We start from the raw sequence: 19,041 nt of genomic DNA on the forward strand, positions 1-19,041 counted from the left end.
GACAACACATCACCGTGTCGGCATCCGCGCACGCGACCCGATTCCGTGTCCACGACAGGCTCGGTCACAGCGGGAAAACCGAGCGTGGGGTCAGCCGTCCGTGCTCAAGATCCGGTCGTCGTCCGGGCCGGGGTCGCCGCGGCCGTCGCGGTTGGACGTGAGCACCCACAGCGTGCCGTCCGGCGCGACGGCGGTGTCCCGCAACCGGCCGTACTCGCCCCTGAACAGCGCCCTGGGCGTGCCGGTCGAGCCGTCCGGGTTGAGCGGCACCTGCCACAACGCCTGACCGCGCAACGCCGCCAGGTACACGTTGTCCTTGTACACCGCGATTCCGCTGGGCGAGGCCTCCGTGGTCGACCATGTCCGGAGCGGGTTGGTGAACGCGGGATCGGCGCAGGTGCCCTCGCATTGCGGCCAGCCGTAGTTCTTCCCGGACTCGATCCGGTTCAGTTCGTCGAGGCGGTTCTGCCCGAACTCCGACGCGTACATGCGACCCCGGGTGTCCCAGGCCATTCCCTGCACGTTGCGGTGCCCGAGCGAGTACACCAGCGAGCCGAACGGGTTGCCGGGCGCGGGTGCGCCGTCCGCGGTCATCCGGAGGATCTTCCCGCCGAGCGAGCCGCGGTCCTGCGAGAGGCTGGTCCGCCCGGCGTCGCCGGTGCTGGCGTAGAGCAGGCCGTCCGGGCCGAACGCCAGCCGCCCGCCGTTGTGCACCCCGGCCTTGGGAATCCCGGTCACCAGCGGCTGCGGGCGCTCGCCCAGCTTGAACCGGGCGATCCGGTTGTCCGAGGCCGCCGTGTAGTAGACGAAGACCAGTCCGTCGGTGGCGTACCGGGGCGAGACCGCGATGCCGAGCAGGCCGCCCTCGCCGCTGGGGCGCGCCTCGGTGATCCTGGCGACCTCGGTGGCGGTGGTGCCGCGCACGGACAGCACCCTGGTGGAGTCGCGTTCGGTCACCAGGGCGCTGCCGTCCGGCAGGAAGGCGACGCCCCACGGCGCGGCCAGTTTCGTGACGACGGTCCGCACTGCGTCCGGTTGGGCGGCGCCCACTCCGGTGGTCAACACGGTTGCCGTCACGGAAAGAACGGGTAGGAGCCAATGGCGCTGCTTCATCTGTCCTCCTCGCGCTCATGACGCTGCCGCCATGCAAACACGCACGGCTGACCAGTCATACCGCTGTCCGCCCCAGTTCGCGCGCCGTGACATCGAGTCCATTGTGGACAGTGAGCGAGCGGTGTTCGCGCACAGTCGAACGTCAACACGAACGAACCCCGCCGTGATTTTCTTGGCGAGCCCTGCGCACCGTGCCGCGGGCCGGAAACACTTCTTCGAGGATTGAAGCAGGCATGCCCGAAACCGTTCCGTGGATTCTGTTCGCCCTCGGCGTGCTGCTCGCGCTCGTGGCCGGGTGGATCGCCTTGCGGTACCGCCGCATCGCCGACGCCAACGCCGAGCGGATCGCCGTGCTCGACCGGACGGTCCGGGCGCGGGACGAGGAGCTCACCCACCTCGTCGAACGGCGGCTCCCGGCACTGGTCCACGGTGCCGTGCGCGGCGTCGACACCGAGGTCCCCGGCCCGCTGCACCACGAGTTGCACGGGGCAGTGCTGGACCTGGTCCGCGGCACCATCGACGACATCGTCGCCGCGGCCCGCGAGAACGCCGACCAGGCGGCGCGCGAGGTGGTGCTGGCCGTGGCGCGCAAGCTCCAGGGCCTGGCCAACAACCAGCAGCTGAAGCTCACCGAGATGGTCGGGCGGCACGACGACCCGGCCTTCCTCGAGGACCTGATGCGGATCGACCACACCAACGCCCAGATCCTGCGCAGGGCGGTGGGCATGGCGGTGTTCTGCCGGGCGTGGCCGGGCCGCCAGCACTCCGCGACCGAGCTGCACGACGTGGTGCGCGGCGCGATGAGCAGAATCCTGGACTACCAGCGCGTGCACGTCGTGCGGATCGAGGACACCCGCCGCGTGCTGGGGCGCGTGGTCGAACCCCTGGTGATGACGCTCGCGGAGCTGCTGGAGAACGCCACGCGGTCCTCGCACCCCAGCACCCCCGTGCAGGTGCACGTCCAGCTCACCCACACCGGCGTCGCGTTCGTGGTCGAAGACGCGGGTGTCGGCCTCGGCGGGACGGAGCGGGAGAAGGTCGTGCGGCTGCTCGGCGACGCTTCCCTCGGCATGTCCGACCTGGGCAACCCGCCGTGCTTCGGGCTGGCCACCTGCGGCGCGCTGGCCCGCAGGTACGGCTTCACGGTGTGGGTGGACTCGGGTTCGGCGTTCGGCGGGGCGAGGGCCGTCGTGCACGTGCCGGGCCCGTTGCTGACCGAACCCGGTGCGGGCAGGCCGCTGGTCGCGGTCGCCGAAGCGCCACCGCGACCGCAGCCGACGACCACCGCCAACGGGCTGCCCAAGCGAGTCCGGCAGCACGCCCCCGCCATCGCCCGTCCTCCCGGCCAGGCCGCCGCCCCGCTGAGCGCGTTCCAGCGGGCGAGCCGGAAGGCGACCGAGGGCGCGGGAGCGCCCACCGAAGGGAGCCAGACCCCGTGACCGCCAACCGTGATGCCTGGATGCTGCGGCAGGTGCTGGACCAGCCGGAGGTCTACGACGCCGTGCTGGTCTCCGCGGACGGGCTGGTGCGCGCGTTCTCGCCGGGCCTGTCCCAGGACCACGCGGACGCCATCGCCGCCGCGCTGTCCGGGGTGCAGGCCGCGGGCCGCGCCACCGCCGTGTTCTGCCGCTCCGACACCGACTCGTGGCGGCAGAGCCTGGTCGAGTTCGACGGCGGGTTCGTGGTGACGATCCGCGCGCACGACTCGACGTTGCTGTCGGTGGCCACGTCCGGGGCCGCCGACGTCGGGCAGGTCGCCTTCCGGATGCACGAGGTCGTCGCCCAGCTCGGGCGGGAGATGGGCACCGAGCTCCGGCAGGACCTTGGCAGCGGGGTATGACCCCCCACCGGCGCGAGGACCTGGTGCGGCCCTTCGTGCTCACCGGCGGCCGCGCCCGCTCCGCGCCAGGGGCTCCGGTGCTGGACGTGGCCGCGATGGTGACCGCGGTGCCCGGCGTGCCCGCACCGCCGGTGCAGCCCGAGTCGCTGGCGCTGCTGGAGCAGTGCGCGGGCCGCTACCTGTCGGTGGTGGAGCTGGCGGCCGCGATCGGCCAGCCGCTGGGCATCGCCCGCGTGCTCATCGGGGACCTGCTCGCCTCCGGCCACCTCAAGGCCGCGACGCCCGACAACGGCGCCGACCGCATCGCCATCCTGGAGAGGATGCTGCATGGCCTCCAGGCTCTCTGACGGCGTCTACGTCCGGGACTCCGTGCAGATCGCGGTCAAGCTCCTGGTCGTGGGGCCGTTCGGGGTCGGCAAGACCACCCTGATCGGCGCGGTCAGCGAGATCGAGCCGCTGCGCACCGAGCAGCTGCTGACCCGGGCCGGGGAGATCGTCGACGACCTGCGCGGGCTGCCGGGGAAGAACACGACGACGGTCGCGCTGGACTTCGGCCGGATCACCCTCGGCGAGGACATCGTCCTGTACCTGTTCGGCACGCCGGGGCAGCCGCGGTTCATCCAGATCTGGCGCGACGTCGCCCGCGGCGCGTACGGGGCGCTGGTGCTGGTGGACACCCGGTCCCTGGACACCTCCTTCGAGGCACTGGGCCTGGTGGAGACGCTCGGGCTGCCCTACGTCGTCGCCGTCAACGCGTTCCCGGACACCCCGGGGTACTCGGCGGCGGAGCTGCGCGAGGCGCTCGACCTGGCCGCCGCCACGCCGCTGATCACCTGCCGGGCCCAGGACCGCGAGTCCGCCAAGAACGCGCTCATCGAACTCGTCCGACACCTCCACGACGCCTACCGGGAGCACCAGTGACCACGCCGCCTCGGCTCTACGGGCCGGAGTTCGCCGCCGATCCCGAGGCCACCTACGACGCGCTGCGAGCCCGCGGCGGCCCCGTGCAGCCGGTTGAGCTCGCGCCGGGCGTGCGGGCCCTGCTGGTGATCGGCTACCACGCCGCGCTGGAAATCCTGCGCAGCCCGTACTTCAGCAAGGACGCGCGGCGGTGGAAGGCGCTCGGCGAGGGCCGCGTGCCCGCCGACAGCCCGGTCCTGCCGATCATGGGCTGGCGGCGGAGCCTGTGGTTCGCCGACGGCCAGGAGCACCTGCGCCTGCGCACGCCGGTGGAGCACGCGCTGCGCGGCATCAACCCGACGCTGCTGCGGGCCTGCGTGGAGCGCAGCGCCAACGAGCTGATCGACCGCTTCCGCGAGCACGGCCGCGCCGACCTGGTCGCCCAGTACGCGGGCCCGATCCCGCTGATGGTGCTCGCCCAGCTCTTCGGCTGCCCCGACCACCTGCGCGACGCGATCGCCTCGGCCTTCCACGCCATGGTCAACGCCGCCGAACCGGAGGCCGCCCGGCGCGGGCTCGCCGACCTGGTGCGCTGCCTGTCCGAGCTGATCGAGATCAAGCGCCGGGAGCCCGGGGACGACGTGATCTCCCGGCTGCTGCGGCACTCCGCCGGGGTCTCGCACGAGGAGCTGGTCGACCAGCTGGTGGTGATCACCGGCGCCGGGCAGGTCCCGCACATCGCGTGGATCTCCACCGCGACGATGATGCTGCTCTCCGACGACCGCTTCGGCAGCGGTGTCACCGGCGGCAGCCTCACCGTGCTGGACGCGCTCAACGAGGTGCTGTGGCTCAACCCGCCGCACTCCAACTACTCCTTCGTCTACGCGATCCAGGACTACCCGCTGCGCGACCGCGCCACCGGCAAGCAGTTCGTGATCCCCGCCGGGGAGCCGGTGGTGATCAGCCACGCGGCGGCGAACCTCGACCCGGGCCTGCCGACCACCCGGGACCAGCGCGCCGCCAACAGCGCGCACCTCGCGTTCAGCGCGGGACCGCACGCGTGCCCGGCCCAGGACGCGTCGTGGATCATCGGCGAGGTCGCCATCGACGTGCTGCTGGACCGGCTCCCCGACATGGAGCTGGCCGTCCCCGCCGGGGAGCTGCGCTGGCGGCCGGGCCCGTTCATCCGCGGCCTGACCGCGCTGCCCGTGCGCTTCTCCCCCGTCCCGGTGATGCACCGGGTGCCCGCGCCCGCCCCGGTCATGGTCGAGGCCGCGTCGTGGTGGCCCTCCGCCCAGGCGTGACCCCGATCCGGCTGTTGACGCGCGTGGCGCTGCGGGCGAATAATTCAACAGCCGATGATTTACCGCTCGGAGGGATCAGCGATGACACACACGAGCACGCAGAACCCGTTCGCCGCGCTGCCGCCGATCGCGCAGCAGATGGCGCCGCCCTTCGTCCAGATGGCCTTCGGACAGCTGCTGAAGACCGCCGTCGAGCTGCGACTGCCGACCGAGATCGGGCAGCGGCCGGTGACCGCCGACGACCTCGCGAACCGGACCGGAACGGACCCGGACGCGTTGCGGCGGCTGCTGAACGCGTTGTGCGCCTTCGGTTTCTTCCGCCGTGCGGGTGAGGACGCGTACGAGCACACCGAACTCTCCGCTCCGCTGCGCGAGGAAGCCGGAGCCACGCTCGCGGGGTTCCTCACCGCGGACTGGATGTGGGGCGCGTGGGGCGGGCTGACCACCGCCGTCCGCACCGGGTCGAGCCCGTTCCAGCAGCTGTACGGCAAGGCGTTCTTCGAGCACCTGGCGGACGACCCGGCGGCGAACAAGGTGTTCAACGACGCGATGACGCTGCTGCCCGGGTCGATGAACCACGTCTACGTGGACGCCATCGACCTCAGCGACGCGAAGACCGTCGTCGACGTGGGCGGCGGGCAGGGCACGCTCGTCCGGGACCTGCTGGAGCACAACCCCGGGCTGCGCGGAATCCTGTTCGACTTCGAGCCCGCGATCGCCGAGGCGGCACCGGAGCTGCGGCGGTCACCGCTGGCCGAGCGCTGCGAACTGGTCCCCGGCAGCGCGCTCGACTCGGTCCCGGCGGGCGCGGACACCTACGTCCTGCGCACCGTCCTGCACATGTTGGACGACGAGGCCTGCGTCAAGGTGCTGCGCAACATCCGCGACGCCGCCGCGCCGGGCGCCCGGGTGTTCGTCATCGAACAGGTGCTCTCCGACCAGCCCGACAACCCCTTCCCGGTCCTGCTGGACCTGCTCATGCTGCTCGTCGAAGGCGGGCGGGAGCGCACCGAGGCGCAGTTCGCCGACCTGTTCCGCCGGGCCGGGCTCGACCACGTCGGCGTCACCCACACCCGGGCGATGTTCCAGATCGTCGAGGCCCGGTTGCGGTAGCCGATCGTCCGGGACTGGCCCTAACGTTCCGCGCATGACCGAGTTCCGCGAGCAGGACCTGTCCGGAGCGCGCTTCGAGCGCACGAACCTCCGGGGCGCCGTCTTCAACCACGTGTCCCTCACCGGAGCCGACCTGCGCGCGGTCGACTTCCACGGGACGCGGATGCGCGGCGTCGAGCTGGTCGGCGTGGAGATCAGCGGCGAGGTGCGCGACGTCGTGGTGAACGGCGTCGACATCGCGCCGCTGGTCGAGGCCGAGCTGAACCGCCGCATGCCCGACCGCGCCAAGATGCGCGCCGAGGACGCCGAGGGTTTCCGCGCGGCGTGGGCGATCCTGGAACGGTTGTGGGAGGGCACCCTCGCCCGCGCCCGCGAGCTCCCCGAAGCGGAGCTGCACCGCGAGGCCGGCGACGAGTGGTCCTTCATCCAGACGTTGCGACACCTCAACTTCGCCAGCGCCGCGTGGGTGGGGCGGATGATCCTCGGCAACGCTTCCCCTTGGCACGCCTTGGATCTGCCGTGGGACGAGGCGCCAGGGTGGGACGGCATCCCGTGGGACCGCGAGGCTCGCCCTTCGCTGGAGGAGGTGCTCGTGGTCCGGCGGGAACGCCAGGCGATGGTCCGCTCCGTCATGGAGTCGCTCACCGATGAGCAGCTGGCCTCCACCGTGACGCGTACCGAGCCGGGATGGCCTCAGCTGGAAGGGTTTCCGCTCAAGACGTGCCTCCGGATCGTCCTCAACGAGGAGTGGGAGCACCGGCTCTACGCCGAGCGCGATCTCCCCGCCGCGTGAGCGGGGCGCTGACCATCCTCCACCTTGTGATCGAGATCCTGGACCGGCGCGCGAGCGCCTGCCGTCGGCAGAGGTGATCGACAGCGTTGTCGACGCTGACGGCATGGTGCACTACTACGACGGCAACAGCCCCTCGAATCAGGGACCTGCTTGTTGATCTGCGGGCCGGACCCACCGGAAGCCCCTACACTTCCCCGCACCAACGACCACCTCAGCGGGAGAAGTCGATGCGACACCTGCGCACCACGATCGTGCTGATCGTCGCGCTCAGCGCGTGTACGAGCGCCCTGCCCGGCACCCCCAAGGCGGGTCCGTCGACGCGGAACATCGAAGAGGAGCTGAGCGACACCAAGCCGAGCGACCTCCGCAAGGTGTTCACCAGCAGCCCCCAGCAGGTCAACGACTACTGGTCGCCCGAGCGGATGCGCAACGCGAAGCCGCACCAACCGCAGCCGGGCCAGAACACCGACGTGCCCAAGGACGAGCCCACCGGCGTGGTGATCCACCCGACCTCCGGCCCGGTCGGCGCGACCAGTCCGCTGCCGCGGGACGACGACGGTTCGGTGTGGTCGAGGGCGGGGCTGACCGCGACCACCGCGGGGCGGTTGTACATGACGCACCAGGGGCGCAGCGGGTACGTGTGCTCGGCGTCGGTGGTGAACTCGACGTCCGGTGTTCTGGTGGCCACCGCGGCGCACTGCATCTGGGACTACTCGGGCACGAAGGGCGGGGACTGGGCGGACAACGTCATGTTCATCCCCGGCGACACCAACGGGCAGGCGCCGCACGGCCGGTGGACCGCGGAGATGATGTACGCGCCGGTGCAGTTCCAGCAGAAGGCGAAGATCAACGAGCGCGGGGGCACCATCGGCGAGGGGTGGTCCTACGACATCTCCTTCCTGCGCATGCGCCCGTTGGGCGGCAAGAACATCCGCGACGCGCTGGGCGGGCAGGGCATCGCCTTCGACGCGACGGCGGAGAGCATCCGCTCGCTGGGCTACCCCACGGCGGCCCCGTTCGACGGGACGACGATGCGCACGTGCTCGTCGCCGACGTGGACGGCCAACCGCAACAACACCATCACCATCCCGTGCGGCATGACCCCGGGGTGCTCCGGCGGGCCGTGGTACACCCGCTTCGACGACGCGAGGGGCGTCGGCTACCTGGTGTCGACGAACTCCACGGTGGGCTCGAACCAGTTGAGCGGCGCGCTGATGGGCAAGGTCGCCCTCGACCTCTACAAGCGCGCGGACTCCGGTACCTGAGCTAGAACCGTTGCGCCGTAACGGGAAGGTGCTTGATGCCGTGGATGAAGCTGGACTCCAGCCTGCGGATCGGACCGGCGAGGTGGAAGCGGTCGACGCGCTTGAGGAGTTCGGCGAAGACCACCTTCGTCTCGATCCGCGCGAGGTGCGCGCCGAGGCAGAAGTGCGGTCCGATCCCGAAGGACAGGTGCCGCTGGTCGGGGCGGGTGATGTCGAAGGCGTCACCGTCGGTGTACAGGTCCTCGTCGCGGTTGGCCGAGGCGTACATCATCGCGACGCGTTCGCCCTCGCGGAGCTTGACCCCGTGCAGTTCCGTGTCCCGCATGACCGTGCGCACCATGTAGTTCACCGGTGCGGCCCAGCGGATGATCTCCTCGACGGCGCTGTCCAGGAGCCGTGGGTCGCCCCGCAGCGCGTGCCACTGCTCCGGGTTCTCCATCAGGGCGATGAGCCCGTGCGAGATGTTGTTCCGGGTCGTCTCGTTCCCGGCGAGCATGAGCAGCAGGGCGAAACCGGCGATCTCGTCATCGGTCAGCGCCTCCCCCGGTGTGGCCGTTGCGAGCACGGAGAGGATGTCCTCGCGCGGGTGTGCGCGGCGGGCCTGGACCAGCTCCAGCACGTACTCCCGGAACTCGACCACGATGTCGGCGAGCTCGGTCGGGGAGAGCGTGTACTCCGGGTCCTCGGCGCCGAGCAGCACGTTGCTCCAGCGGAAGAACTTCTCCCGATCCGCCTCGGGGACGCCGAGCAGCTTGCAGATCGCGAGCAGCGGCAGCTCCGCGGAGATCTCGGTGACGAAGTCGAAGGTGTTCTGCCGCAACGCGTCCGCGACGATGGTCTCGGCGAGCCCGCGGTAGTCCTGCTCGAAGCGGCGGATGATGCGCGGGGTGAACCCCTTGCCGACCAGGTTCCGCAGGAGCCGGTGTTCCGGGTCGTCGAGGTTGATGAAGTTCCCCACGTCCAGCCGTTTGCCCTCCGCGGTCCGGTAGCGGCGGAGGGCGACCCCTGAGGAGGACGAGAAGATCTCCGGCCGCATGCTGATCGTCCGGACGTCGGCGGCCCTGGTGATCACCCACGCCTCGTCCAGCAGCTGCGGATCGGGGATCTCCTGGCGGAAAACCGGGGCGTAGCACCGCAGGTGGGCCAGCTGCGCGTACGGCACACCGGTGGCGTAGACGTGGCTGCTCAGCACGTCGATCTCAGGGGTTCGCACGGCAGGTGTCCTCGTGGTGAACGGCTTCGTGGGTCAGAAGAGCACCCCGAGATTCTTGGCGAGCACCACGGACTGTTCGATGTGGACGGTGCGCCGCACGATCCGGAACCCGGTCGCGCCGTCCCGGCGGAGCAAGTCGTCGCGGTGCCCCGCGAAGGAGTCGGTGTCGTCCTGAAGCCTGTTGCGGTACAAGTGAAATACCGACCTTACTTGGTACTCCCCCGACTTGTCCGCTGCGCGCGCTTGGACGTTGCTGATCAGTCGAACGGTGCGCGGAGGAGGATTGTCCGACCACGCCGTGGGTTGCTGGACCCGCAGGATGCGAACGGCCAGCTCGGCGCGGGTGTCGTCGTAGTGCGCCAGCTCGCCGGGCGCGGTGGTCTCCCGGTCCAGGTCCCGGTGCAGGGTGTTGCGGCGCAAAGGCATGAAGTAGTGGAGGTCGTCGGCCAGGAGGTCGAGCCAGTCGTCGTAGCGCGCCTCGTCCAGCAGTTGCGCCTCGAAGCTGAGGAACTGCTCGATGGCGTGGTGCTCGGCCGGGGAGACCGGGGTGGGCGGGGTGACCGGGGCCGCGTCGGCGGCGCGCGGGCGGAAAGCCTGCTGGGAGAAGGGCATGTGCTTCACTCCTGAATGAGGTGGATCTGGCCGTCGACGAGGTGCACGGTGTGCGCCCGCACGTCCTCGGTCGCGGGCATGGTGAGCGCGCGCCCGGTCCGCAGGCAGAACTCGGCGAAGTGGCCGGGACATTCGATCGTGTCGTTGTCGATGTCGACGAACCCTTGGGAGAGCGCGATATCGGCGTGGGTGCACGCATCGGTCAGCGCGTACACCCCGCTGCGCGTCCGGACGACCACGACTGGACCTCGCGACGTTTGCGCGGTGTGCGTGCGGCCGAGGCCGAGTTCGTCCAGGGCGCACACGTGCCGCCGCTCAGCCATCCTCCGGCTCCGGCAGCAGCGGCGCGGGGCTCAGGTCCGGCAGCCTCGGGTCGGGCCCGTCCATCAGCTCCACCCACCGCCGGTGGAAGTTGAGCGCGCTGGTGTCGCTGTAGGCCGAGTTGACGCCGCCGGTGTCCCGGCCGAGCCCCATCTGGTAGTTCAGCGGCACGCGCGCCGTCACGTGGCCCGCGCCCACCGCGTTGATCTCCGCCCAGTTCTCGGAGTCGTCCACCTCGAAGATCCCGGTGGTGGAGAACGATCGCGTGCTGTGCCTGCGGTAGGCCTGTTTGGTCTCCTCCGGCCAGTCCGCGTCGACGTAGACCCAGGACCAGATCTCCATGGCGTCCGGGCCGTGCGGGTGGAAGACGCGCAGCGTGCGTTGGTTGCCGAGCCAGGCGAGGTTCGGGCACACCAGGTTGACCATCGTGCCGGGCCCGAACGCGAGCTCACCGAGCCGTTCGTGCGCCCGTGCCGGGTCGACCGTCGAGTGCAGCTCGGGCGGCAGCGCGGCCGTGTGGAAGGCGCGGAACGCCTCCTCACCGCCGGTGATCACGGTGGCCCCGTGCCCGTGCGGGAAGCCGACGTTGACCATGCCGGAGCCCTCCCGCCCGACGTCGGCGAGGCGTTGGAACACTTCCTCGTCGAAGGCGCGCGCGGCGATCTGCGCGGTGAAAGCCGAGGAGTGCGTGGTCTCCGCGTGGTAGTTGTCGCCGGTGAACTGCTCGGCGGCCAGCTTCCAGTTCCCCCGCAACCGCCACTTCTGCACACCGCCGAGCACCTCCGTGCCCGCGGCGGACCGGTCGAAGGCGCCCCGCACCAGGTCCACGGCCGGTCCGAGCCAGTCGGCCAGCGACGGGGCGTCCAGGTCCCAGCAGGCGAAGACGAGCCCCAGGAACGATTCGACGCGCGGCACCCGCAGCAGTGACCACCGCGCCTTGTCCAACCGGCCGCGGTACCCGTCGGCCTCGTGCGGCACGTCGACCAGCGCGCCCGCGCCGTTGTAGGACCAGCCGTGGTAGGCGCAGGTGAACCGCGTCGCGCTGCCCTCGTCGGCCCGGCACACCCGCATCCCCTTGTGCCTGCACACGTTGAGCAGCACCGCGATCCCGCCGTCGGACTGCCTGCTGACGATCACCGAGTCCTCGCCCATCCGCGACACCACGAAGTCACCCGCCCGCCGGAGCTGGCTCGCGTGCGCCACGAACAACCAGCTCCGCGCGAACACCTTGCGCTGTTCCACCTCGTAGACCTGGGGCGAGTCGAAGACCGCGCGGGCGATCACCCCGGTCTCCTGGTCGACCAGCTCCCCGTAGGTCCTTCCGTCCACAGTGGACTCCTCTCGTCGCTGTGCGAGCGAGGGTAGGAAGCGGTGCGCGCGCCGTCCCGTTCCGTTTACTGTTGCGGAGTCGGAGCAGGTCACCGCGACGAGTCGGAAGACGGCGTTTACCTTGAGCACGCGGAAGCGGAAACCCCGCAGCGATGGGCAGTCGACCAGGGCGGCGATCCTGCGGGCCGCACAGGGGCTCTTCGTCGAACTGGGCTACGAGCGGACCACGGTGCGCGCCATCGCCACGCGCGCGGCCTGCAACCCGGCCCTCGTCAGCCGCTACTTCGGCGGGAAACGAGCACTGTTCGACAGCGTGGTCCGAACCGGAACGCTCGGGGACGCCGCCGCGTACTCACTGCTCGACCAGCCCGCGGGCTCCTGGGGCCACGCCCTTGTCCACATCCAGGCTCGGACCGCGGGTGGCGCGGACCGGGACAAGCTGCGCGACGAACTCCTCATGCTGCTGCGGTCGGTCACCACGGCGACGGGAGCCGACGAGCTGGCCGCGTTCTTGCTCCGCGAGCACGCCGAACTCGTGCCGGTCCCGGCGGGTCCCGACGCGGAACTGCGCGCCCTGCTCGTCCAGGCGCAGCTGGTGGGGCTGACCGTACTGCGGGACATGGCGAGGCTTCCGCAGCTGCGCGACGCCGACACCGCGACCATCGCCCGCTACCTCGCGCCGTGCATCCGCTATCTCTTGCAGGACAACGGGAAACGCTAGCGCCCCTCGCCCGGTGTCCGAGTGACGATCCGGCATTCGCGTAACCGATCGGTTACCCTTCTCGGGTGCTCATTCGCAACGCCGTGGCCCGTCCGGAAGGAGCTGCGAAGGCTCGCCGAAGCCGCGGAAAACCTCTGAGCCGAGCGGCCTCCGGCGCTCACCACAGGACCGGGACTCCGAGCAGGGTGAGCACGGCCGCGTGGTGCACGGCCTGGACGATCGGGATCGTGTCGAGCTTGATGCGCTCGTCGGCCCCGTGCAGGCCGACATAGGTCACACCGAAACCCGCCGTGGCGGGGATGCCGAGACCGGCGAGGTAGTTGCCGATGTTCGACGGCCCGGCGATCTTGGGGTCCACGGCGAGCCCGAACTGCCGCGCGGCGCCGAGCATGGCCTCGCGCAGCGGCGAATCAGCGGCGAGGGCGTAGGCGGGCCAACAGGTGTCGACCTCGATGTGCGTAGGACGGGTACCCGGCCAGTCGGCGTCAACGGCGGCCACCGTCCGCCGCAGGACATCCTCGGCCTGCTGAGCGTCGAAGGTCGGCGTGGTGCGGATGTCGACGTTGAGCGCGCACAGGTCCGGAGTGACCGAGAAACCGTGGCCGCCACTGATCGCAGTCACGGTTAGCTTGCCAGGCAAGGGAAACTCCGGCCCGCCATCCGGGAAGTCCACTGTGGACAGGGCGCGGACGAGACGCGCCGCCTTCTCGATCGCACTGGGCGTCACCGAGCTGCCGCCGGAATGCGAGCTCGTGCCGTGAACGTCGAGCTTCGCGCGGTAGACGCCACGTCCGCCCACCACGAGCTTGTCGAGCCCCGGATACCCGATGATCACCCCCGCGAAATCGCCCTGGAAGTAGCGTTTCGCCCCACCGAAGCGGCCCGTGTGCTCATCGACGTCGAAGAGGAGTTCCACACTGCCGCGCAAGCGATCCGCCATCGCGGCCAGGCGGACGGCGATGTGGCAGAAGATCGCGACACCGGACTTGGAGTCGGCACTACCCCGGCCGTACAACCATCCATTGTGGACAATCGCCGAGGCCGGCGGATGCGTCCAGGCTGCCTCATCACCGAAAGGCGCCGTGTCGAGGCAGGCGTCGAGAACCCAACGCGGTCCCGGTCGCGCGCCTTGGATCGCGCAGGTCAGCCCGACAGGTTCGCCGGTGTCGTCGGTGAGCACGGTGGCACTGAGCCCACGCGCGCGCAGCCAATCCCGCACCGCGTCAAGCACCGGCTCATAAGGGTCGACGCCGCCACGACTGGGCAGCGCGATCAACTCACGGGTCAAGCCGACAACGGAGTCGAAGTCGTCGTGGGCGGCACCGAGCACGTCCATGATCGCCATCTCCTCAACCCCGCGTTGCCGGTAGACTACGCAAGAGCCACGCCACATCAGTGGACTAGAGAACCCCGTTTCGTACTCAATTCCGTGTATTAGAGCGCTCCAAATCCCGTTATGAGTACGAAACGGGGAAAACGGGGGTGGCTTAGGATTCGGTGGGTGGAACCAATGGTGCCCGCGTACGGGGCCGGTTCGCTCGCCGACGTGGCGCCGTCGTTGCTGGCCGCGCTCGGCGTGCCCGGCACGGTCGACGTGCTCGGGTTCGCGCCGACGCGCAAGGTGTGCCTGCTGCTGGTGGACGGCCTGGGCTGGCAGCTGCTCAACGATCACGCCGCCGACGCGCCGTTCCTGGCTTCCCTCGCCGCGGCCAACCGCGCGATCACCTGTGGTTTCCCGGCGACGACCGCGACCAGTCTCGCCTCGCTCGGCACCGGGACGCCCGCCGGGGAGCACGGGGTGGTCGGCTACTCCTTCGCCGCCGGGGACGAGTTGCTGAACGCCCTGCGGTGGCACCGCCACGGCGTGGCCGAGCACGTCGACCTGCGGCCGATCCTGATCCCGGAGGAGGTGCAGCCGAACCCGACTGTGTGGCAGCGCGCCGAAGCCGCCGGGGTGGCGGTGCGCCTTGTCGTCCCCCGTGTTCACGAACGAAGCGGGCTCTCCCGCGCGGTGCTGCGCGGAGGGCACTTCCGCGGCACCCACGCGCTCGGGGACCTCGTCAGCCGCGCGGTCGACGCGATGCGGGAGCCGGGGCGGGTGTTCTGCTACGCCTACCACGCGGACCTCGACGCGATCGGCCACGTCTACGGCCCGGGGAGCGACGCGTGGCGGTGGCAGCTCAGGTTCGTCGACCACCTCGCGGCCTCCCTCGCCGGTGACCTGCCGCCGGACAGCACGTTGGTGGTGACCGCCGACCACGGCATGGTCGCCGCCACCGACAAGATCGACATCGACGCCGAGGAGCGGCTTCGCGAGGGCGTGCGGCTGCTCGGCGGTGAGGCCCGCGTCCGCCACGTCTACACCCTCGACGGGGCCGTCGAGGACGTGCGCGCGAACTGGACGGCCGTGCTCGGCGACCGGGCCTGGATCGCGACCCGCGAGGAAGCCGCGGACAACGGCTGGTTCGGCCCCCGCGTGAGCGACCGGGTGCGCGAGCGCATCGGTGATCTCGTCGTGGCCGCCAAGGACTCCCTGTCCATGATCCGCTCGGCGAGCGAACCGCACATCGGCGGCTTCCTCGGCCAACACGGGTCCCTCACCGCACAGGAACAGCTGGTCCCACTGCTCATCCGGTGACTGCGTTACCGTGTCGACCACCTACAAACGCCAGGAGACCTGACCCCCGATGCTGGACCGAGCTGTCATCGACGCGCTGTTCCCCGCAGACCTCCCCGAGCCGCAGCACTGGGAACAGCAGTACCCGGCACGCGAGCTGCCCGAGGGCGCCCTGGTCACCAGGTTCGGCCCCTCGCCGACCGGGTTCGTGCACATCGGCGGGATCTACGTCGCCACGATCGACCAGGACCTCTCGCGCCGCACCGGTGGCCGCTACCTGGTGCGGATCGAGGACACCGACCAGTCGCGCGAGGTCGCCGGGGCGCTTGAGCAGTTCGGCCGCGCCTTCGACTACTTCGGCCTCGCCGCGGACGAGGACGTGGACCGCGGCGGCGACTACGGCCCGTACGCGCAGTCGGCGCGGGAGCGGATCTACCTCACCTACGTGCGGGAGCTGCTGCGCCAGGGCCGCGCCTACCTCGACTTCGCGACGAAGGACGAGTTGTCCGACATCACCAAGCGCCAGCAGGCGCAGAAGGTCGCGCCCGGCTACTACGGCCGCTGGTCGTTGTGGCGCAACGCCACCGCCGAGCAGGTGCAGGCGAAGCTGGACGCCGGTGAGCCCTACGTCGTGCGGTTCCGCGCTCCCGACGACGCGCGCAGGCGGGCCCGGTTCACCGACGCCATCCGCGGCGAGATCGAGGCCGAGGCCAACCGCAACGACGTCGTCGTCCTGAAGAGCTCCGAGCAGTCGCCCCGGCTGCCCACCTACCACTTCGCGCACGCCGTCGACGACCACTTGATGCGTATTAACCTGGTCATCCGGGGCGATGAGTGGATCTCCTCGGTGCCCGTGCACCAGCAGCTGTTCGAGGCGCTCGGGTTCGAGCCGATCACCTACGCGCACATCGCGCCGCTGATGAAGCAGGAGGGCAGCAGCAAGCGCAAGCTGTCCAAGCGCAAGGACCCCGAGGCCGGTGTCGACTTCTACATCGAGGCCGGATACCCCGCCGCCGCCGTCCTGTACTACCTGCGCGGCCTGGCCAACGGCCGCCTCGCCGAGCTGCCGCTGGAGCAGGCGCTCACCGAGCCCATCCAGCTCGCCAACTGCGGTGTCGCCGGGCCCCTCGTGGACCTGGTGAAGCTGGACGCGCTCTCCGCCGACCACATCGCGACGCTGTCCGGCCAGGAGATCCTGGACGCGATGCTCGTCTGGGCCGACCGGTTCGACCAGGACCTGCGCAAGGTCCTCGACGCCGAGCCCGAGCTGGCCCTGCGCGGCCTGGCGGTGGAGCGCGACGGCGTGGAGAACCCGCGCAAGGACCTGCGGAAGTGGAGCGAGTTCCGCGAGGCGTACGGCTTCTTCTTCCCGCAGCTGCACGAGGCCGTCACCGGCGTCGAGGACGAGCGGATCACCGCCCTCGGCGTGGACGCGGCGGTTGTGCGGGCGCTGGTGCGGGACTTCGTCGACGGCTACCAGCAGCTCGCCGACGGGTCGGAGTGGTTCGACCAGATCCGCGGCCTGGCCGCGAAGCACGGGTTCGCCCGCAACGCCAAGGAGTACAAGAAGGACCCGGAGAACTTCCCCGGTTCGATCCGCGAGGCCTCGCAGATCATCCGGATCGCGATCACCGGTTCCACCCGCAGCCCCGACCTGCACGCCATCACCCAGGCGATCGGGCAGGAGGAGACGCTGCGCAGGCTCGCCCCGCTCACCGCGTAGGCGTCCAGTCAGCGGGAATTCCGGTGATGCGGCCACACGGCCGTGACATGATCCGGCCATGCCGGTTGACCTGCACCTTCTCGCGTTGTTCACGCTGACGACGATGGTCGCGATGCTGACGCCCGGGCCGGACATGCTGTTCGTGCTCGGGTGCGGCATCAAGGGCGGCCCGCGCGCCGGGCTGTTCGCCACCGCCGGGGTGGCGGTGAGCGAGGCCGTGCACGTCGCGCTCGCCGCGGTCGGCCTGGCCGCGCTGTTCGAGGCCGCGCCGACCGCGTTCACCGTCGTGCGGATCGTCGGCGCGGTCTACCTGATCTACCTCGGTGTGCAGATGATCCGGCACCGCGGCGCCGACAACCCCGACGTCGACGAGTCCGGCGGCGGCATGACGGCGCGCAAGGCGTTCCTGAACGGGCTGTTCACCAACCTGATCAACCCGAAGATGGTCACCTTCACCATCGCGTTCCTGCCGCAGTTCATCAGCCCGGAGTTGGGCCAGGTGTGGTTGCAGTTCGCGATCCTAGGCGCGGTGCTGATCACGCTGGAGTTCCTGGTCGACGGCACGGTCGGGGTGCTGGCCGGGCGGATCGGCGGCTGGCTGCGGCGGCGCCGCACCGCCAAGCGCCGCATCGACGTGGCCACCGGCGGGATCTTCATCGGCCTCGGCGTCCGGCTCGCCGCGGACTGACCACCCTCACCCCGACGCCGGGAGAACGGCGGTGATCTCGTCGATGATCACGTGCGGTTCGGTGACAGGGAGGTAGTGCCCGGACTTCCTGGCGATGACGTGACGGCCGCTCGGCGATGTGGCGGCACGGCGGGTGTGGGAGGCGATCGCCGCCGCGCGCGTCGCGGCGGTCATGCCGCCGCTGAGCGCGCCGGAGATGACCGTGACCGGGATGGCGCCGAGGTCCGGTGAGTTCCCGCGCCACGTGGAGAGTTCGTCGAGGAACGTGCGAGCCTGTTCGCGCTGGGTGCGGACCACGCCGGGGTGGAAGCCCTCTCGCTCGAGGTCCCGGCGGACGTCGTCGGGACCGTCGCGCAGCAACATCCCGAAGACCGCCTTCAACAGCCCGAACCGCGCGAGGACGGCCCCAGAGTTGATCATGATGCGCTCGATGGTGCGGAAACCGCGGCCGAACAGGACTTCTGCGGCTTCGTCCGTGGGATCGACCAGGACCAGGCCCGCAATCCGTTTGGGTCGCGTGGCGGCGGCAAGCCGGACGATCGGCCCGCCCGCGCTGTGTCCAACTAGGACGAACGGTCCCGGACCGAAGTGGTCGAGCACGGTGTTGAGGTCGTCGGCCATGCGCGGGAGGGTGCGTCCGTTCGGATCGGCTGCGCTGCGGCCGAGCCCGGATCGGTCGTAGACGATCGCGCGGGCGTGCCGAGCGACCCCGGGTTGCACCTTGGCCCACGACGACCGGGACGCGGCGGCCCCGGCCTCGAACACCACCGTCGGCGCGTCACCCGGACCTGGCAGCACCATCGCGTGCAGCCGCCGCCCATCGGACGTGGTGATCCACTCCGACTCCCCCTGCGTGTGCGTCATGACGAGATCCGCAAGTCGGCGCTGTCGACGTCGCGGATGCCGCCGACCCGGTGCGTGACGATCACCCGCGTGCACGGCAACGAGTCGTGACTGAGCGCACGGACGACAGCGGTCTCGTTCGCCACCAGACCTCCTTCGACAGTTGACTACTGGCAAACTAAGGCTAGCCAGGTGCCACGATGAGGCTCGGGGTTTTCTAGAACGGTGCAGGCTCCGGAATCGGGGCAGGTTCGGCGATGGGTTCCATTTCGGATTCGTAGACCCGCCCTTCCGGGGTTTTCCAGACATGACGCCCATCTTCGAGGTTCTGGCACTGCCAGCTGGTTTCGTGCTTCATCCGGTGGTGCCGCCGACACTTCGGCCGAAGGTTGTCGACGGTGGTGTTGCTTCCGTCGAAGGGGCAGCAGTGGTCCAAGTCGCAGCGGTGGACGGGCTGTCGGCATCCGATCATCGTGCAGTGCGGGTACCGGGCGGCGATCAGTTCCCGCTGCTTCGCTGTCGGCCGATACGTGGTGACGTCTTCGGCGATTCCGGTGACCGGGTCGGTGAGGATGCGCTTCCAGATCCCTCCTGCGGCGACATCCCGGGCGATCTTGATCGGCAGCGGCCCGTGCCCTTGCAGGAT

General features: G+C 70.4%; 20 protein-coding genes and 1 pseudogene. 12 read left to right on the forward strand and 9 right to left on the reverse strand.

Annotated features, from left to right (window positions below; all coding sequences use genetic code 11):
• Positions 1-90: 90 nt before the first annotated feature.
• Positions 91-1,113 carry a PQQ-dependent sugar dehydrogenase gene (locus NLX83_RS37615; protein WP_254240053.1) on the reverse strand — a complete coding sequence of 341 codons (1,023 nt, stop codon included), beginning with the start codon at positions 1,111-1,113 and terminating at the stop codon, positions 91-93.
• A 233-nt stretch (positions 1,114-1,346) separates the two neighbouring features.
• Here NLX83_RS37615 and NLX83_RS37620 point away from each other — a divergent pair, with 233 nt between their 5' ends.
• The 8 genes from NLX83_RS37620 to NLX83_RS37655 all read left to right on the forward strand — a co-directional run bounded on the left by NLX83_RS37620 (position 1,347) and on the right by NLX83_RS37655 (position 8,328).
• A complete protein-coding gene (locus tag NLX83_RS37620) occupies positions 1,347-2,552 on the forward strand; it encodes an ATP-binding protein (RefSeq protein ID WP_254240054.1) in 1,206 nt (401 codons plus the stop codon).
• Positions 2,549-2,953, forward strand: a complete 405-nt coding sequence (locus tag NLX83_RS37625; protein WP_254240055.1) for a roadblock/LC7 domain-containing protein — start codon at positions 2,549-2,551, stop codon at positions 2,951-2,953. The genes NLX83_RS37620 and NLX83_RS37625 overlap by 4 nt, the downstream gene beginning before the upstream one ends.
• Positions 2,950-3,300: a DUF742 domain-containing protein gene (locus NLX83_RS37630; RefSeq protein ID WP_254240056.1), complete on the forward strand. Its 351-nt coding sequence runs from the start codon at positions 2,950-2,952 to the stop codon at positions 3,298-3,300. The genes NLX83_RS37625 and NLX83_RS37630 overlap by 4 nt, the downstream gene beginning before the upstream one ends.
• On the forward strand, positions 3,281-3,874 hold the full coding sequence (locus NLX83_RS37635) for a GTP-binding protein (RefSeq protein ID WP_254240057.1): 594 nt from the start codon (positions 3,281-3,283) through the stop codon (positions 3,872-3,874). The genes NLX83_RS37630 and NLX83_RS37635 overlap by 20 nt, the downstream gene beginning before the upstream one ends.
• The gene (locus tag NLX83_RS37640) at positions 3,871-5,157 is read left to right on the forward strand and encodes a cytochrome P450 (RefSeq protein ID WP_254240058.1); all 1,287 of its coding nucleotides are present in this window, start codon (positions 3,871-3,873) and stop codon (positions 5,155-5,157) included. The genes NLX83_RS37635 and NLX83_RS37640 overlap by 4 nt, the downstream gene beginning before the upstream one ends.
• Before the next feature lie 81 nt (positions 5,158-5,238).
• Positions 5,239-6,270 (forward strand): acetylserotonin O-methyltransferase, encoded by a 1,032-nt coding sequence (locus NLX83_RS37645; protein WP_254240059.1) that lies wholly within the window; start codon positions 5,239-5,241, stop codon positions 6,268-6,270.
• Between the two features lie 34 nt (positions 6,271-6,304).
• Complete coding sequence (locus NLX83_RS37650; RefSeq protein WP_254240060.1) at positions 6,305-7,063, forward strand: DinB family protein; 759 nt, start codon at positions 6,305-6,307, stop codon at positions 7,061-7,063.
• 227 nt (positions 7,064-7,290) lie between these two features.
• On the forward strand, positions 7,291-8,328 hold the full coding sequence (locus tag NLX83_RS37655) for a trypsin-like serine peptidase (RefSeq protein ID WP_254240061.1): 1,038 nt from the start codon (positions 7,291-7,293) through the stop codon (positions 8,326-8,328).
• Between the two features lies 1 nt (position 8,329).
• On the opposite strand, the gene NLX83_RS37660 is transcribed toward NLX83_RS37655, so the two are convergent.
• From NLX83_RS37660 to NLX83_RS37675, 4 genes are read right to left on the reverse strand one after another with little or no spacing between them, the layout of a single operon-like run.
• The gene (locus tag NLX83_RS37660) at positions 8,330-9,541 is read right to left on the reverse strand and encodes a cytochrome P450 (RefSeq protein ID WP_254240062.1); all 1,212 of its coding nucleotides are present in this window, start codon (positions 9,539-9,541) and stop codon (positions 8,330-8,332) included.
• Positions 9,542-9,574: 33 nt separating this feature from the next.
• Positions 9,575-10,153 carry a 3-phenylpropionate/cinnamic acid dioxygenase subunit beta gene (locus NLX83_RS37665; protein ID WP_254240063.1) on the reverse strand — a complete coding sequence of 193 codons (579 nt, stop codon included), beginning with the start codon at positions 10,151-10,153 and terminating at the stop codon, positions 9,575-9,577.
• A gap of 5 nt (positions 10,154-10,158) precedes the next feature.
• Positions 10,159-10,476: a Rieske 2Fe-2S domain-containing protein gene (locus NLX83_RS37670; protein ID WP_254240064.1), complete on the reverse strand. Its 318-nt coding sequence runs from the start codon at positions 10,474-10,476 to the stop codon at positions 10,159-10,161.
• Positions 10,469-11,803: an aromatic ring-hydroxylating oxygenase subunit alpha gene (locus tag NLX83_RS37675; protein ID WP_254240065.1), complete on the reverse strand. Its 1,335-nt coding sequence runs from the start codon at positions 11,801-11,803 to the stop codon at positions 10,469-10,471. The genes NLX83_RS37670 and NLX83_RS37675 overlap by 8 nt, the downstream gene beginning before the upstream one ends.
• Positions 11,804-11,924: 121 nt before the next feature.
• Here NLX83_RS37675 and NLX83_RS37680 point away from each other — a divergent pair, with 121 nt between their 5' ends.
• Positions 11,925-12,524: a TetR/AcrR family transcriptional regulator gene (locus NLX83_RS37680; RefSeq protein WP_254240066.1), complete on the forward strand. Its 600-nt coding sequence runs from the start codon at positions 11,925-11,927 to the stop codon at positions 12,522-12,524.
• Between the two features lie 157 nt (positions 12,525-12,681).
• Here NLX83_RS37680 and NLX83_RS37685 read toward each other — a convergent pair whose 3' ends face one another.
• A complete protein-coding gene (locus NLX83_RS37685; RefSeq protein ID WP_254240067.1) occupies positions 12,682-13,869 on the reverse strand; it encodes a M20 family metallopeptidase in 1,188 nt (395 codons plus the stop codon).
• Positions 13,870-14,034: 165 nt separating this feature from the next.
• Here NLX83_RS37685 and NLX83_RS37690 point away from each other — a divergent pair, with 165 nt between their 5' ends.
• From NLX83_RS37690 to NLX83_RS37700, 3 genes are read left to right on the forward strand one after another with little or no spacing between them, the layout of a single operon-like run.
• Positions 14,035-15,162: an alkaline phosphatase family protein gene (locus NLX83_RS37690; RefSeq protein WP_254240073.1), complete on the forward strand. Its 1,128-nt coding sequence runs from the start codon at positions 14,035-14,037 to the stop codon at positions 15,160-15,162.
• A gap of 49 nt (positions 15,163-15,211) precedes the next feature.
• Complete coding sequence (locus NLX83_RS37695) at positions 15,212-16,864, forward strand: glutamate--tRNA ligase (protein WP_254240068.1); 1,653 nt, start codon at positions 15,212-15,214, stop codon at positions 16,862-16,864.
• Positions 16,865-16,922: 58 nt separating this feature from the next.
• Positions 16,923-17,552, forward strand: a complete 630-nt coding sequence (locus NLX83_RS37700) for a LysE family translocator (RefSeq protein WP_254240069.1) — start codon at positions 16,923-16,925, stop codon at positions 17,550-17,552.
• 6 nt (positions 17,553-17,558) lie between these two features.
• Here the strand turns inward: NLX83_RS37700 and NLX83_RS37705 are convergent, their stop codons facing one another.
• From NLX83_RS37705 to NLX83_RS37710, 3 genes and pseudogenes are all read right to left on the reverse strand, one after another.
• Positions 17,559-18,416, reverse strand: coding sequence for an alpha/beta fold hydrolase (locus tag NLX83_RS37705; RefSeq protein WP_254240070.1), 858 nt, complete (start codon positions 18,414-18,416; stop codon positions 17,559-17,561).
• The gene (locus tag NLX83_RS41500) at positions 18,413-18,541 is read right to left on the reverse strand and encodes a hypothetical protein (RefSeq protein WP_256565041.1); all 129 of its coding nucleotides are present in this window, start codon (positions 18,539-18,541) and stop codon (positions 18,413-18,415) included. The genes NLX83_RS37705 and NLX83_RS41500 overlap by 4 nt, the downstream gene beginning before the upstream one ends.
• A 71-nt stretch (positions 18,542-18,612) precedes the next feature.
• Positions 18,613-19,041, reverse strand: a pseudogene (locus NLX83_RS37710) (HNH endonuclease); the annotation flags it as partial.

The organism is Allokutzneria sp. A3M-2-11 16 (assembly GCF_024213555.1).
Taxonomy (GTDB): domain Bacteria; phylum Actinomycetota; class Actinomycetes; order Mycobacteriales; family Pseudonocardiaceae; genus Allokutzneria.

Bases quoted from the DNA above. Each gene is read 5' to 3' on its own strand.
- NLX83_RS37615 (WP_254240053.1), bottom strand. From the start codon at position 1,113: ATGAAGCAGCGCCATTGGCTCCTACCCGTTCTTTCCGTGACGGCAACC.
- NLX83_RS37620 (WP_254240054.1), top strand. From the start codon at position 1,347: ATGCCCGAAACCGTTCCGTGGATTCTGTTCGCCCTCGGCGTGCTGCTC.
- NLX83_RS37630 (WP_254240056.1), top strand. From the start codon at position 2,950: ATGACCCCCCACCGGCGCGAGGACCTGGTGCGGCCCTTCGTGCTCACC.
- NLX83_RS37635 (WP_254240057.1), top strand. From the start codon at position 3,281: ATGGCCTCCAGGCTCTCTGACGGCGTCTACGTCCGGGACTCCGTGCAG.
- NLX83_RS37645 (WP_254240059.1), top strand. From the start codon at position 5,239: ATGACACACACGAGCACGCAGAACCCGTTCGCCGCGCTGCCGCCGATC.
- NLX83_RS37650 (WP_254240060.1), top strand. From the start codon at position 6,305: ATGACCGAGTTCCGCGAGCAGGACCTGTCCGGAGCGCGCTTCGAGCGC.
- NLX83_RS37655 (WP_254240061.1), top strand. From the start codon at position 7,291: ATGCGACACCTGCGCACCACGATCGTGCTGATCGTCGCGCTCAGCGCG.
- NLX83_RS37665 (WP_254240063.1), bottom strand. From the start codon at position 10,153: ATGCCCTTCTCCCAGCAGGCTTTCCGCCCGCGCGCCGCCGACGCGGCC.
- NLX83_RS37670 (WP_254240064.1), bottom strand. From the start codon at position 10,476: ATGGCTGAGCGGCGGCACGTGTGCGCCCTGGACGAACTCGGCCTCGGC.
- NLX83_RS37685 (WP_254240067.1), bottom strand. From the start codon at position 13,869: ATGGCGATCATGGACGTGCTCGGTGCCGCCCACGACGACTTCGACTCC.
- NLX83_RS37690 (WP_254240073.1), top strand. From the start codon at position 14,035: ATGGTGCCCGCGTACGGGGCCGGTTCGCTCGCCGACGTGGCGCCGTCG.
- NLX83_RS37695 (WP_254240068.1), top strand. From the start codon at position 15,212: ATGCTGGACCGAGCTGTCATCGACGCGCTGTTCCCCGCAGACCTCCCC.
- NLX83_RS37700 (WP_254240069.1), top strand. From the start codon at position 16,923: ATGCCGGTTGACCTGCACCTTCTCGCGTTGTTCACGCTGACGACGATG.
- NLX83_RS37705 (WP_254240070.1), bottom strand. From the start codon at position 18,416: ATGACGCACACGCAGGGGGAGTCGGAGTGGATCACCACGTCCGATGGG.